The following is a 14,557-nucleotide window of genomic DNA, read 5'->3' as shown; positions in this document are numbered from 1 at the left end:
AGATAGTATCCAAACATCTAAAAGAGTAAATTAGGTATTAAGAGTAAAAAATCTTACTATCGTTTCTTAGCAACTCCTACTTATTTTATTAGTATAAAATAATTAAAATTAAAAAAAAGATATTCTTGAGTATTGGAAGGATAAAATAAAATTCCCTATTGGGTATAAAACATTTTTAATTCTTCTAATTTTTTATCTTTTTACAATAAATCTTTTTGGTGATTACATGAACTGGGTTGAGAAGTACAGGCCGAAAACCTTAGATGAAGTAGCTGGTAACAAGGTGGCTAAAGAGGAGTTGAAAAGATGGATGGAGGATTTCATCAGTGGTAAAGAAAGAAAACCTGTCCTCCTTGCCGGCCCCCCAGGATGTGGTAAAACAACAATGGCTAAGGCTCTTGGAAGGGATTATAACTTCGATGTAATAGAGTTAAATGCAAGTGATAGAAGGAGTGCTGAAGTTATCAGAAGTATAGTAGGAAGTGCCTCAGGATCTAAGTCCATCTTCGGTAGGAGGATACTTATAGTGTTAGATGAGGTAGATGGTATATCTGGAAGTAGTGACAAAGGTGGTTTAAAAGAGATACTGAAAATAGTAAAAGTTGCAAAAAACCCGCTGATACTGACTGCAAATGATATCTACAAACCATCCCTTAAGCCTCTCAGGGAGAGTTGTAAAGTTATTAACTTAAAGCCAATACCTACAACTGTGATTTTCTCCGTCTTAAAAAAAATTGCACGTAATGAAGGTTTAGATATAGATGAAGATACCCTTAGAGTTATAGCAAGACATGCAGAGGGAGATCTGAGGGCTGCAATTAACGATCTGGAATCTTTGGCACTTGGAGGCAGTTTAAGTTTAGAAGATGCCAAGAAGTTAGACAGTAGAAACGTTGAAAAGACTATTTTCGATACTATAAGGATGATACTAAAAACTACTCACTACAACATCGCACTACTTGCACTCTGGGATTTTAAGGAAGATCTTGAAACCTTAGAAGAGTGGCTGGCTGAAAATATTCCAAGGGAGTATAAGAAGATGAACGAAGTTGCCACCGCCTACGACTACCTCTCAAAAGCAGATCTCTTTTTAGGGAGGGCAAACAGGAGACAGAATTACAGCTTCTGGAGATACGCTTCAAGTCTCATGACTGCTGGAGTGGCCCTTGCAAAGGAGGAGAAGTATAGAGGATTTACTCCCTATGTAAGGCCAAAGGTATTTAATAAACTTTTGCAGGTTAAATCGGAGAGAGAAATCTTAAAGAAAATACTCTCCAAGATCAGTGAAAAAACTCATGTATCCATTAAAAGGGCTAGGGAAGATCTCCATTATCTATCTACCATACTTAAGGAGAATTCTAAATTAGGAGCCAAGATAGTAGATTTCTACGAATTTACAGAGGATGAAGTAGAGTATTTAACAGATAAGGACACTGCAAAGAAGATATTCAAGATACTAAAGGATATTAAGGATAAAGAGAAAAAGTATAAAAAGGTTGAAAAGAAGGAGATTAAGGTTAAAGATACTAAGAATGAGAAGGTAAAAAAAGAGGAAAATAAAAAGAAAAAGGAAAAAGAAAAGGATAAAAAAGAAACTAAAGGAAAACAGATGACGTTGGATGCTTTCTTTCAATGAGACAACTCCCCTACAAATACTCCATCTTTAGTACTAAGTATCCTTACCTTAACTTCTTTCCCTATCCATCTCTCAGGATCTCCTACATTTATTATCTGTATAAGTCTATCCTTAGCACATCCAATTATTTCCCCTTTGATCCTCCCATCCAGTATTACTTTAGCTTTAACTTTACTATTTACCTTGAAAGGTATAGGAAATCTCTTTCTTCTATGACTCCCAAAAGTCTTGGAGAGTGGAGTTATCAGTTGGATATCTACACCTTTTTTCCTGTACTCTTCTTCGTACTTTTTCAGTAGTTTATAGAACTTCTTAAAATTCCACACCTTCATTTTCTTCATCTTTCTACCGAACTGGTATATCAGACATAGTTGGACTCCAAGTATTGGATCCTTTCTACCTGTGATGGGATTTATAGTATTTTGAGGGTTCCTCCTTTCCAACTCTACAGCGTAATCTATCACCTTCTTGAACTCTTCATCGTTTATACCTGGGAGGAGTATAGGTGCTATCAGAAGGTGTATCTTTGTATTCTTGATGTACTCCGCTATCTCCAATATACGTTTTATATCGTAGGATCTACTACCTGCTAAGGCTCTACTCATCTTTTCATCTATGGCGTTTATGGATAGGTTTATTCTGTGTAGTCCAGCTTCTTCTAATTCGTCTATCAATTTGTAGGTTAAACCTACTCCGTTTGTCTGGATAGTTACTATTCCATCCCCTTTACTGTTGATCTCATGGAGGTGTTGCACAAGATCTGGTAGAGGATGGTATAGTGTTGGTTCCCCCTGCCCATCTAAGTGTGCCTCCAGGTGTTTATTACCTTTAACTTCCACTATTTTCAGATACCACTTTAATAAATGATCCATATCTACGTAGTAGTCGTTCTTCCTAGTCTTGGAGTATCTACCTTCATCAACGGAACAGAAGGGACAGTTTATGTTGCAACCGCATAATCCTCTAACTTGAATAATGTTAGTCCCTCTATCTATTAAACCAAAGGCAGTATGTCCCAGTAGAGGTACTGGCTCACATATGTAGTATGTTTTTCTCCCAGTTATTTTACTCTTCATACCTTGGGAGATAGAGAGTGAGATAAGATTGAGGATACTGGCCTTCAGAGAGTGTAATTTATACTCGGTTATTTTACCTTCTATTAGAAGTTTTTTATCTTCTAATAGATAGTGGTGATCCAGTATTTTATCTAGGGGGAGGAATATCTCGTAATTTTTACATATCTCAATGTTTAAGGAATCACCTTTTAATTTAACATCTGTTATCATTTTAAATTTGTTGAAATCTACAACTATACTTTTCATAGGTACACCTTTTAAATTTTTATTAAGTTGGTGAAAATTGTAAAAAACAGTAAAATAGTAATAAAATTTTATAAAAAAATAATAAAAAATTGTTAATAGTAAAAAGGATTAAACCATAAAAGGAAAGAAAACCCAATAACAATTCCAGATTTCAAAAGGTACCTATCTTTTTCAACTCTTTTCAGTGTTTATTCTTATAATAATTAATATATTACTCCAACTCCTTTAACACTATCTCCTTAACCTTCTCTTCTTTATTCTTAGGGGAGAATATCTTAAAGTTTATCACTATCCTTACTGTATCGTCTCCATCAACTAGATCACACTCTCCAAGATAAGCTTTCTGTTTATTAAATCTAAGGTATATCTTACTTTTTTCTACTCTCAAATCTATGTCCCCTTTTAACTTATTTACATTTTTTTCCTTAGATTTTATCAACTCCATGATATGTTTAAATACCTTCTTGGCAACCTTACCTTTATTTATAGTAATGGTGTGGATCTTTATTGGATTTCCGAAACATCCCTCATTTTCAACAGTCTCGATATATACACTATCTTCCTCTATATCCTCCGGTAAAAAGTAGATCATGGCTTCTAATACTTTATCGTCATCTTCTGTAGCATGAGATATAGCAGAGATGTTGATATTTGATATATCTACATTTGGCATATTTATCCCTTTTTTATTTATATCATTATTGTTATAATGAAAATCATATTCTTTGTAATATTTTTAACTTTAACTATAAAAATGGTGACATTATGTTCAAAAGTTTAAAGGAAAAACTCAACAAAGCGGTGTCTAAATTAAGTGAGATGATATATTTAAAGGGGAGTAAAGAAGAAACTGAAGAATCTAGGATAGAAGATACAACTGTAAAAAAGGAGGATAAAAAAGAGAGTAAAGAAAAGGCTGATATAGGCTTCTTCGATAGATTTAGAATAACTAAAACAATAAAAAGAGCCCTTGGGAAGGAGGTTGTGTTAACTGAAGAAGATGTAGAGGAAGTTTTAGAGGAGTTAGAGTTGGAATTGTTGGAGGCTGATGTGGCCTACGAAGTTACCGAAAAACTTATTCAATCTCTTCGGGATCAACTAATAGGTAGGAAGATAGGACCTAAGGAAGATCCTGAAGAGGTAATTAGAGAGGCTCTGAAGAATGCTATAAAGGAAGTATTGTCTCAAAAGACTGTAGATATCTACCAGATTATCGAGGAGAAAAAGAAGAGGGGAGAACCCACAGTTATACTGTTTGTTGGAATAAATGGAACTGGGAAGACTACCACAATCGCCAAACTAGCCTACCTACTGAAGAAAAAAGGATACTCTATAGTCCTGGCGGCAGGGGATACCTTCAGGGCTGGTGCCATAGAACAACTTGAAGAGCATGGGAAGAGAATAGGTGTTAAGGTGATAAAACAGCAAAGGGGGGCTGACAGTGCAGCTGTAATTTACGATGCTATTGAGCATGCAAAGGCAAGAGGTATAGATGTGGTACTGGCTGACACTGCAGGACGGCAGGCTACAAATGTAAATCTCATGGAGGAGATTAGGAAAGTTGTAAGAGTGACAAAACCTGATCTGGTGATATTCGTAGGGGATGCCCTCACAGGTAACGATGCCATAATCCAGGCTGAAGAGTTCAATAAGGCTGTAAATATTGAGGGAGTTATCTTAACGAAGGTAGATGCTGATGCCAAGGGCGGTGCTGCACTCTCTATAGCCTATGCCATTGGGAAACCTATTTTATTCCTAGGGACTGGACAGAGGTATGAGGATTTGGAGGAGTTCAGTGTAGAGTGGATGATAGATAAACTGTTTAATGGGTAGGAAATGAAGGACATTTAGAAATGAAGAAAGGATATTGATAAGGTGAAGAAAGTTGATACTTATTGTAGATATAAACCACGGAGCACTGGATGTTGCAAGGGAATACTACAATTTAGGGTATAGAGACATCCATCTCTGGGATATCTATGGAAAGTTAGAGAAAGATAAGAATATCATAAAAAAATACAGGGATATAATTAAACATTTAAAAATAGTTCCACGTAAGGAGAAACCAGATATCTCTAATTATCAGGAAGTAGTAGCTCCAATACATTGTCCCATAGACTGTAAATTTACTTCTTTCCATGATGCCGTCTCAGAGATTATAAGGGAAAAATACGGTAATATACATAGGAAATTTATAGTGGTTACAGGGGTGAAGGGAAAAACCACTACCACGGAACTTGTATATCACATACTAAGTGGAGAGTACAGGACTTTTATAAACAACAGTAATAGAGGCTCTATCACTCCAGTGTCAGTATTGAAAAATATAGATAGGTTATACGAAAAAGATGCCATAGATAACTACGATCTCTTTATATTCGAGGTATCTTTGGGCATAACATCTTGTAGATACGGAGCTCTTATAAATGTCCTGGAGAATTACTCCATAGGTGGGGGTTTAAGGGATGCTCTTGTTGCAAAGGTAGCTTCTATGAAATGGGGTGAGAAAGTATATATAAATAAGAGAGTTATTAAGGAATATTCTCTTAGAACAGGGAGGAGTATTGAAGGAAATATAGTTGAAATAGACTGTGATAATTTAGAGATTCTCTCCAAGTATCCCTTGAAGTACAGATACAGAGATAAGGTTGTAGAGTTTAACAGGGGTGTTTTTGGAACTCATTATGTGGAGAACTCTCTCTTCGCTATAAGAATCTGTGAAAATTTCTTAGATATAGAAAATATACTTAATAGGATCTACTACTTCAAAATTAGAGGTAGGATGAATATAAGATCCTACAACCCCATTATTGTTGAGAATATAAATCCAGGTCTTGATGTGAAATCTATAGATTACGCAATAAGAGATTTCAAAAGTGTGTTTAACAGAGGAGTAGTTGTAATAGGTGGAGATTTTGGATGCACCTGTGAGGAAATAAATGAGAAAAAATTAGGAGATGTACTAAGTAAGTATAAAAAATACTTTAAATTTATACTTGTGGGCCCTCTAGGGAAGGAGTTAAAGAAGTTTGTGGATGGAGAGTATTTAGGGAACTTAGAGAGTGTCTATAAGAAGTGCCCATTAGAAAATATGTTGATTATATATAGAAAATCTATGTCCTCTTAAAGTATTAAATAACCTATTTTAATAAATAGAAACCGAAAAGTATATATATTAATACACATATGTGTTATTATTAGAAAAAAATAAAAGGTGATAAATCATGTTTGGATGGAGGTTTTTCAGAGGGATGCATAGACACTTTTTATTCCCAAGAATATCCGGTAGATTTAGGTATGTAGGGCCATGTAGATGTGGATTTGGGCCTCATGCATTCTACGTAGATGAAAGAGGTAGATTGGTCCATGCATGGGATCTGTTCTTCGAAGATATATCAGAAGAAGATAGAGAGAGGTACCTGAGAGAAAGGATAAAATACTTAAAAGAAGAATTAAAAATATTAGAAGAAGAGTTAAGAAATATTAAAAGGGAGTAATGGGATATAATGGATATGAAAAAATTCGTATGTAGTAACTGTCAGAAGGTAATTGAAGTGCCCTATGGGACCCCAAAACCTGAAACCTGCCCACACTGTGGTGCTCCTGCTAATTGTATCCATAGGATAGATGGAGGGGGAAGAGGATTAGGTCCTGGAAGAGGTAGGAGATGTGGATGGGGTTTCAGAGGAAGGGATTTATAATAAGATAAATATATCACTCTATTTCTATATTTTCTATTTTTTTATTACTGTTTTAACTAATGTCGTAGTATAAACGTTGGAAAACTAAAAATTATTTTTATTTTTTTAATCAAATTTTTAACTAAATAAATTTATAAAAGTGAACAAAATACACTATATCCACTACGGAATATAGTTATAACGATATTTTTCTCCTTATCCACTATGGGATAAGGATTTTAAAAAGAGGTTTTTGTTGCAATAGTTTAATACTATTGCAACAGCAATCTACCTATGAATATTAAGGCTATTTAAAATTAGCTTCTCAGTTCAATCTCTATCTGAACAGAATCTGGTATTCTTATCTTCATAATACGTTTCATAGTCCTCTCGTCTGCTTCAATATCTATTAATCTCTTATGTATCTTCATTGTCCATCTGTCAAAGGTGGAGGAACCTTCTCCATCTGGGGATTTTCTTGTTACTACTTTTAACTTCTTCGTAGGTAAAGGAATAGGCCCCGATATATCAACACCTGTCTTCTCGGCGATCTCTTTTATCTGCCTACAGACTTCATCTAATTCTCTGTGATCTGTACTACTTAACTTTATTCTAGCCCTCTGCATAATCTCATCCTCATTAATAGATAAAAAAGAATAGTATTGTAAAAAATTAATTCAAAAAAGAAAAATAAGAAAGATATTACTTGTTCTTTGGTTTGACATCTATACACATACCTGCCGCAACAGTCATTCCCATATCCCTTATTGCAAACCTACCAAGTTGTGGAATTTCTCTTACATTCTCAATTACCATTGGTTTTGTAGGCACTATTTTAACTATTGCAGCATCTCCTGTTTTTAGATAGTCTGGATTTTCCTCTACAACTTCACCAGTAGCAGGATTTAACTTCTTAAGAAGTTCTGCAAAGGTACATGCTACTTGAGCAGTATGTGCATGGAATACAGGTGTGTATCCTGCTGTAATTACAGTTGGGTGTTGTAGGACTACGATCTGTGCTGTGAACTCTGAAGCCACTGTTGGTGGATTGTCTGGATGTCCTACTACATCTCCTCTCTTAATATCCTTCTTACTAACACCCCTTACGTTGAACCCTATGTTGTCTCCAGGTTCTGCCTGTTGTATTGGTTCGTGGTGCATCTCTATTGATTTAACTTCTCCTGTAACTCCAGCGGGCTCAAATACTATCTTATCTCCTGGTCTCATGACTCCTGTTTCTACCCTTCCAACTGGAACTGTACCTACTCCTGTAATGGAGTATACATCTTGGATTGGGAGTCTCAGTGGTTTGTCTACTGGTTTCTCTGGTGGGTTGAATGTGTCTATAACTTCTACTAATGTAGGTCCGTTATACCATGGCATCTTTTCTGACTTCTTAACAACGTTGTCTCCATGATATGCTGCGGTAGGTACGAAGTGGATGTTGTCAGGGTTGTAACCTAATATCTTCAACAACTGGTTGGAGAGCATCTCCTTCATCTTTTTATACTCTTCTTCACTGTAGTTGACGGTATCCATCTTGTTTATTGCTACTGCTAACTGGTTTACTCCAAGAGTTCTAATTAGGAACATGTGTTCCCTTGTCTGTGGTTGAATTCCCGTTTTAGCGTCATTTACATCAACTACTAATATTGCAGCATCTGCCTGGGATGCTCCTGTAATCATGTTTTTAATAAAGTCTCTGTGTCCAGGACAGTCTACGATTGTTACCTCGTACTTCTTACTTTCAAACTTCTTGTGGGCAACGTCTATGGTTACTCCTCTTTCTCTCTCCTCTTTCAACTTGTCCATAATATATGCAAACTCGAATCCTGCCTTACCCTTTTCTTCAGCTTCTCTTCTTAACTTCTCCAATTCCTGTGGATCTATAGCACCACTGTCTAGGAGTAACCTACCTACTGTTGTGGATTTACCTGCATCTACGTGTCCTATAAATGCTACATTTAGTACTGGCTTCTTCTTTGCCATACTCCTACCTCGTTCTATTTTTTTGTTTTCAATTGTTTAATAATAAAAAATTAAAAGATATTTTATTATATATTTGAAAAAGATTGCTATACTTATTATTATAAAGGGATATATATATTTTGTGGTAATGTGTTACTCTACCTTTAACCCCTTTCTCTCTCTTATCTCTCTTATAACTTTATCCTGTAATTCGTTAGGTACTTTCTCAAAACCTGCAAACTCTATACTCCAGAGACACCTACCCTGAGTAGCACCCCTAATTGCACTGGCAAATCCAAACATCTCTGCAACTGGTACCTTTGCCTTTATAATTGTCATATCTCCTTCCTGTTCTATATCTAATATCTGCCCTCTTCTGTTGCTTATCTCCCTCATTGCATCCCCCATGTAGTCCTGTGGTGTGTTGATGAATACCTTCTGGATAGGCTCTAAGAGCACTGGTTTTGCCTGCATCATTGCCTCTCTTATACCCCATCTTACAGCAGGTATTAACTGGGATGGTCCCCTGTGAATAGCATCTTCGTGGAATACTGCATCTACAAGTTTAACCTTCACTCCAAGACACTTCTCGGCAGCTAAAGGACCACTTTTCATAGCCTCTTTGAAACCTTCAATTAACAACTCCCTAGCCTCATCCAACTGGATAATACCTCTAGTCATGTTGATGAACATGTTTCCTCCGTATATGGACATTACCCTCTTAGCTTCTTCCTTGTCCATTCCCGCCTCTACTAGCACCTTCTCTACCTCTGGTGTTGTCCTCTTCTTGAAGTCCTCATCCTTTATCTTACCTTCCTTGTAGGCCTGAAGTACTCCTTCATCCAAAGGTTCTACTACGAAGTACAGTTTGTTATGTTTGTTAGGAGACTTACTCTCTATTACTGGAGATTTACCAGTTACAGTTTCCCTGTATACTACTATAGGTTCTCCAACCTCTACTTCGATACCTGCATCCCTACCTATCTTAGTCTTTGTAATAACTTCTATATGAAGTTCTCCCATACCACTGATTAGATGTTCCCCTGTCTCTTCGTTAATCTCCACTCTTACAGTGTTATCTTCCCTTGCTATCTGTCTAAGAACCTCGATTAACTTTGGAAGATCTTTGGTGTTCTTTGCCTCTATTGCCACTGTAATAACAGGTTCACTTACGTGGGTTATAGACTCGAATGGTGGATCTATTATACAATCGGGCTTACAGATAGTTTCTCCTGCACTTGCCTCCTTCAACCCAGATATTGCACAGATGTTCCCAGCTGAAACACTTTGGACCTGTATCCTCTCTGCACCCATGAATATAGCAACCTGCTGAGCCCTTGCCTTCTGTTTTATACCAACTAAATATAACTCATCCCCTTGCTTTACCCTACCACTGAAGAGCCTACAGGCAGCCACTGCACCGGCATGTTTATCCATTATAATCTTTGTTACAATGCCTGCTAAAGGACCGTCAGGATCACAGTTTACCATAGCCTTACCTATCTCTGAGTTAAGATCTCCCTTCCAGATATTTGGAATTCTATACTTCTGAGCAGTTGGTGGATCTGGTAGATGTTTAATTACCATGTCTAGAATTACCTCGTGGAGTGGAGCCTTCTCAGCAAGTTCTCTCTGTCTATCTTCTTCACAGTATTTAATAATATCTTTGAAGGACACTCCTTTTTTCTTCATAAAGGGTACAGATATTGCCCAGTTGTAGTAGGCAGAACCAAATGCCACACTACCATCAGTTACATTCACTATCCATTTATCCCTGAACTCCTCAGGAGCCATCTTAAGTATCAACTTGTTGACGTCATTAATAATCTTTGTAAATCTATTCATCAATTCTTCAGGTGTCAGTTTCAACTCGTTTATAAGTCTATCTACTTTGTTTATAAATAGGACAGGTTTAACCTTCTCCTTGAGTGCCTGTCTTAATACAGTCTCTGTCTGAGGCATTACCCCTTCTACAGCACATACAACGACGATGGTACCGTCTATAGCCCTCATTGCCCTTGTAACGTCCCCTCCAAAGTCTACGTGCCCTGGAGTGTCTATTAAGTTAATAAGGTACTCCTTACCCTCGTATTCGTGGACCATGGAGACGTTTGCTGCATAGATAGTAATACCTCTTGCAGCCTCTTCCTCGTCAAAGTCCAGTGCCAGCTGCTCCCCAGCAAGTTCCTTGGAGATCATTCCTGCCCCAGCAAGTAAGTTGTCAGATAGAGTTGTTTTACCATGATCTATATGAGCACAGATACCTATATTCCTGATCCTGTCATGTATCTCCATTAGTTTTTTAATCTTTTCAACCATCTTTGCCCTTCTTCCCATAATCTCCTCCTTTAGATTTTAATGATAATCTTTATTATAATACCCATTATTAATAACTTTTTATGATTAAAATGTCATATTTTATGATATACATTCTGGATATAAATATGTAATTAGGTTATCTCGCAGATTCTGCTACTCTCTCTTTCTCTTCCTTCTTTCTTACCGCATAACTTCTCTGTATATCTCCCTTTGCAGCGTATATTATCTCATCGGCAAGGCACTCTGCAAAGGATTTCTTGTTTCTACGTGCAGCATACTGTGCCCCTAGGGCAATATTCCTCAGTGCTATATCTAACCTTCTAGAAGGTGAAACATCCACTGACTGTAGGAAGGTAATACCTCCATAAGATATTCTAGTTGTCTCTTCCCTAGGTCCTGCATTCTCCAGAGCCTCAACTAGTACCTGGACAGGATTCTTCTTTGTCCTCTTCTCTATGATCTCAAAAGCCTCTTCAACTGTCTTTAAAGCCTTATGTTTCTTACCTGTATTCTGCTCCCTTCTCATAAGGTTGTTGGCAAGTCTCTCTACAATATTCATCTTAACTTTGTCAAACATCTTCTTCGTGTTTCTCCCTGCAGTATGAGGTACAATTATGGGTCTTATATTTATATAACTCCTCAAACTCGGATCTCTAACAACAACTTCGGTAGTGTCCCATCTGTTGAATAGCTTGATCTCCACACTTTCACCCCTCTAATTTTATTATCTCTTAACCTTCTCCTGTCTTCCTCTAACAAGTTCCTTCAGGGAGTTCTTACCTACCATAACAACTTTATACCTAACTCCTGGAATATCTCCCTTAGCCTGTCCCTTTGGACCTCCAATACCTTCGATAATTACCTCGTCATGTTCATCTATGAAGTTAATAGCATGATTTCCTGGGGCAAAGGCTGTAACTACCCTACCGTTCTTGATCAACTGCACTTTAACACACTTTCTAATAGCAGAGTTTGGCTGTTTTGCCTCCAGTCCTACCTTTTCAATCACAATACCTCTTGCCATAGGAGCCCCTTCGAGGGGGTCATACTTCTCCTTCAACTTTAAAACTCTTCTTACATACTTGTAGTCGTGCCATCTACACTTCTTCCTCTTTAATACTAACTTTCTTCCTGCAAATTCTCCCCTTGGAGATTTACTTCCTGGCATCCTATCACCTCATTTATTGTTGATTCTCCTCTTGGTTGGTTTTATTAGGTGTTTCTTCCTTTATTTTAGGCCTTTTCACCACTCTCTTCGTAAATCTCCCCCTTCTAAACCTCCTATATGCCAATCTTGGTCTTCTAAATCCTGAAATTACCTTTATATTCTTTGCATCAGAAAGTCTACTCATTATAGTTATTGCTCTATTTATATTTTTTCCCCTTTCTCCAATGATAGCTCTTTTAAGTTTTGGATCTACCCTGACATATACCACTACTTTACCATTCTGTTTTTTTATCCATACATCCTCTAACTTAAGAGGTTCAAATATGTTTCTAACAAACTTCTTTAAATCCTTAGAATATTCTACAATATCTATCTTCTTGTTAAACTTTTCCATGGCAGTTTTGACATTCTCTCCTCCTCTTCCAATTGCTGCGCCCATGTTACCTTCTTTGACAACAAAGACGATCCTCTCATCATCAGATACACAGTCAATTACCTCCGCTCCAGTTAATTTTTCAAAGAAGTTGATCTTCATTATGTCTTCTCTCGTCAGTCTAACTTTCATTAAGTATCACCTATCTTTAACTTTTGACTATATTCAGGATATCTGAGTTTCCAGGATCTAATATCACCATCACAGAGACAGGGAAAGGTTTTCCACAGATAGCCCCCAACTCCAGGGATGTTACATCGTGAATATAAACGGGAATATTGGACAATTTAGCGTAGTATTTCACATCCTCCATAATATCCTTTTTACAGTTTTCTGCTATAATTATCAACTTACCTTCTCCATGTTTTATAGATCTTATACTCTCCCTTGAACCTAGTACTACATCTCCAGTATCTACAGCAGTTCTTATAGCCTTGTTGATGTCCATTGTTATTACCTCCTTTCATCTTAATTGATGGTATAAAAAAGTAGTTTAAGAAAGAGTAAAAACAGGAAGAAACAATATATTATTATTATAATTATTATAAATTATGTAAGAAAAGTAACTATATTTCCAGTTACTCATTTAAATATTTATACTTTTTCCTTCCCTTCCTCTTCCTCATTAACTTTCATCTTACCTTCTTCGTAATCTCTATCTATATAAACATCCACACATCCAGTCCCAACGGACACAGGTTTTCCAACGATAATGTTCTCTATAACACCATTCAACTTATCCACATATCCTCGCTGGGCTGCAGTGTATAGGTGCTTTACTGTCTCTTCGAATGCCGCCCTTGCAAGAACTGAAGCCTTCTCTCCACTGACTCCATGTCTTCCTATAGGTTTTACTACACCATCCACTGTCATAATATCGGCAACTAACATAAGATGTCTAATATCCACTGTAAGCCCCTGCTGACTTAAGGTATCACTCATCTCGTTAATAATAGCGTTCCTTGCAGCCTCTATGCCTAGTACTTCCTGTATCTCTATTATGTTGTTTGTAATAGTCCTTGTTGTATCCACACCTTCCACTTTAAATACCTCTCTTAGGTTAGAACCTTCACTGTACAGGACGTATTCCCCTGTAGTTTCATCCTTCCTTATAATTATTCTTGAGATATTTGGTACTCCCTTGAGATGTATAGACTTGACCTTGGGAATTCTTTTGCTCAAGGATTTTAAGAAAGGGGACTTAATTATTAACCGGAGTATATTCCCATCTACTTCTATTTTTAATTTCATTTTTCTTTTAATAGCGTTAACCACATCCTCCACTACAATATCCCTTTTAGTCATTTTCTCTCTGTTTAAGATTACGTTTATACAGTTGTTAACTAAGTCGATATTTATATCATCTACAATGTCTTCAAGTGTTATACTCTCGATATTCCTGGCAACCTCTTCAGCCTTTTTCCTATCGTATCTGTACTCTTCAGTTAAATATATCGTCATAGTAGGGGTTGAGGGTTCTCTTCTAGCATCCACGATCTCTATCATTCTTGGAAGACCTAAGGTAACGTTAAGTTCTGCAACCCCTGCGTAGTGGAAAGTTCTCATAGTCATCTGAGTACTGGGTTCTCCAATAGATTGAGCTGCAACAATACCTACAGCTTCAGTAGGTTCCACAAGTGTTTTTTTGTACGCTTCCACAGTTTCAGATATTATCTCATCTATAATTTTCTCATCTGTAATGTTCTCCTTCGTTATTTTATCTATCAACTCTTTCCTTATTGAAAGAGGTAGTATAGTTTTCTCCAGTTTTTTTTCTAAATCCATCCTCTTTCACCATATATTTTAAAGAAAATGTTATTTAAAGCATTCTTTAAATCTTTAAAATAGTTATTAGTAGTTGCCTTTACTTCATAATATTTTGATATATAATATTTTCTGTTATAATTTTATTAGAACTATAAAAATCTTATAAAATATTTTTTATAAAAAAATAATACTATTTTTATTCCTTTATATTTTTAATTTTTATAATAACACTTATTTTTTCTATATTATTGTTCCTACTTTATG

15 protein-coding genes are annotated in these 14,557 nt (G+C 36.4%); 5 read left to right on the top strand and 10 right to left on the bottom strand.

Translation table 11 applies throughout. The features are described 5' to 3' along the window. Window positions 1–226 precede the first annotated feature (226 nt). Window positions 227–1,636, top strand: coding sequence for a replication factor C large subunit (locus MHHB_RS03305; protein WP_131007188.1), 1,410 nt, complete (start codon window positions 227–229; stop codon window positions 1,634–1,636). On the opposite strand, the gene MHHB_RS03300 is transcribed toward MHHB_RS03305, so the two are convergent. Next, window positions 1,630–2,958, bottom strand: coding sequence for a radical SAM protein (locus tag MHHB_RS03300; protein ID WP_131007187.1), 1,329 nt, complete (start codon window positions 2,956–2,958; stop codon window positions 1,630–1,632). The two genes, MHHB_RS03305 and MHHB_RS03300, sit on opposite strands and share 7 nt — an antisense overlap. A 211-nt stretch (window positions 2,959–3,169) precedes the next feature. Continuing rightward, window positions 3,170–3,631 carry an RNA-binding domain-containing protein gene (locus MHHB_RS03295; RefSeq protein WP_131007186.1) on the bottom strand — a complete coding sequence of 154 codons (462 nt, stop codon included), beginning with the start codon at window positions 3,629–3,631 and terminating at the stop codon, window positions 3,170–3,172. Between the two features lie 92 nt (window positions 3,632–3,723). On the opposite strand from MHHB_RS03295, the gene ftsY reads away from it, so the two are divergent. The 4 genes from ftsY to MHHB_RS03275 all read left to right on the top strand — a co-directional run bounded on the left by ftsY (window position 3,724) and on the right by MHHB_RS03275 (window position 6,659). After that, complete coding sequence (ftsY, locus tag MHHB_RS03290; RefSeq protein ID WP_131007185.1) at window positions 3,724–4,791, top strand: signal recognition particle-docking protein FtsY; 1,068 nt, start codon at window positions 3,724–3,726, stop codon at window positions 4,789–4,791. A 52-nt stretch (window positions 4,792–4,843) separates the two neighbouring features. Further along, entirely contained in the window at window positions 4,844–6,085 is a 1,242-nt protein-coding gene (cfbE, locus tag MHHB_RS03285) for a coenzyme F430 synthase (protein WP_326830415.1), read from the top strand. 97 nt (window positions 6,086–6,182) lie between these two features. Then, entirely contained in the window at window positions 6,183–6,455 is a 273-nt protein-coding gene (locus MHHB_RS03280) for a hypothetical protein (protein WP_131007184.1), read from the top strand. A 9-nt stretch (window positions 6,456–6,464) separates the two neighbouring features. Then, window positions 6,465–6,659: a hypothetical protein gene (locus MHHB_RS03275; protein WP_131007183.1), complete on the top strand. Its 195-nt coding sequence runs from the start codon at window positions 6,465–6,467 to the stop codon at window positions 6,657–6,659. Window positions 6,660–6,955: 296 nt separating this feature from the next. Here the strand turns inward: MHHB_RS03275 and rpsJ are convergent, their stop codons facing one another. The 8 genes from rpsJ to rpoA2 form a co-directional block, all read right to left on the bottom strand. Next, window positions 6,956–7,264, bottom strand: coding sequence for a 30S ribosomal protein S10 (gene rpsJ, locus MHHB_RS03270; RefSeq protein WP_131007182.1), 309 nt, complete (start codon window positions 7,262–7,264; stop codon window positions 6,956–6,958). 76 nt (window positions 7,265–7,340) lie between these two features. Beyond that, complete coding sequence (gene tuf, locus MHHB_RS03265; protein ID WP_131007181.1) at window positions 7,341–8,627, bottom strand: translation elongation factor EF-1 subunit alpha; 1,287 nt, start codon at window positions 8,625–8,627, stop codon at window positions 7,341–7,343. A 132-nt stretch (window positions 8,628–8,759) separates the two neighbouring features. After that, window positions 8,760–10,943 carry an elongation factor EF-2 gene (locus tag MHHB_RS03260; RefSeq protein WP_131007180.1) on the bottom strand — a complete coding sequence of 728 codons (2,184 nt, stop codon included), beginning with the start codon at window positions 10,941–10,943 and terminating at the stop codon, window positions 8,760–8,762. Window positions 10,944–11,061: 118 nt separating this feature from the next. Then, entirely contained in the window at window positions 11,062–11,628 is a 567-nt protein-coding gene (locus MHHB_RS03255) for a 30S ribosomal protein S7 (protein ID WP_131007179.1), read from the bottom strand. Window positions 11,629–11,649: 21 nt separating this feature from the next. Continuing rightward, entirely contained in the window at window positions 11,650–12,093 is a 444-nt protein-coding gene (locus tag MHHB_RS03250; protein ID WP_131007178.1) for a 30S ribosomal protein S12, read from the bottom strand. Between the two features lie 13 nt (window positions 12,094–12,106). Continuing rightward, window positions 12,107–12,658: a NusA-like transcription termination signal-binding factor gene (locus MHHB_RS03245; RefSeq protein ID WP_131007177.1), complete on the bottom strand. Its 552-nt coding sequence runs from the start codon at window positions 12,656–12,658 to the stop codon at window positions 12,107–12,109. Window positions 12,659–12,674: 16 nt separating this feature from the next. Next, entirely contained in the window at window positions 12,675–12,974 is a 300-nt protein-coding gene (locus MHHB_RS03240) for a 50S ribosomal protein L30e (RefSeq protein ID WP_131007176.1), read from the bottom strand. A gap of 146 nt (window positions 12,975–13,120) precedes the next feature. Beyond that, the gene (gene rpoA2, locus MHHB_RS03235) at window positions 13,121–14,311 is read right to left on the bottom strand and encodes a DNA-directed RNA polymerase subunit A'' (RefSeq protein WP_131007175.1); all 1,191 of its coding nucleotides are present in this window, start codon (window positions 14,309–14,311) and stop codon (window positions 13,121–13,123) included. Between the last annotated feature and the right edge of the window lie 246 nt (window positions 14,312–14,557).

Source organism: Methanofervidicoccus abyssi (assembly GCF_004310395.1).
Taxonomy (GTDB): domain Archaea; phylum AGJL01; class Methanococci; order Methanococcales; family Methanococcaceae; genus Methanofervidicoccus; species Methanofervidicoccus abyssi.
This window is presented reverse-complemented; position numbering and strand designations above follow the sequence as displayed.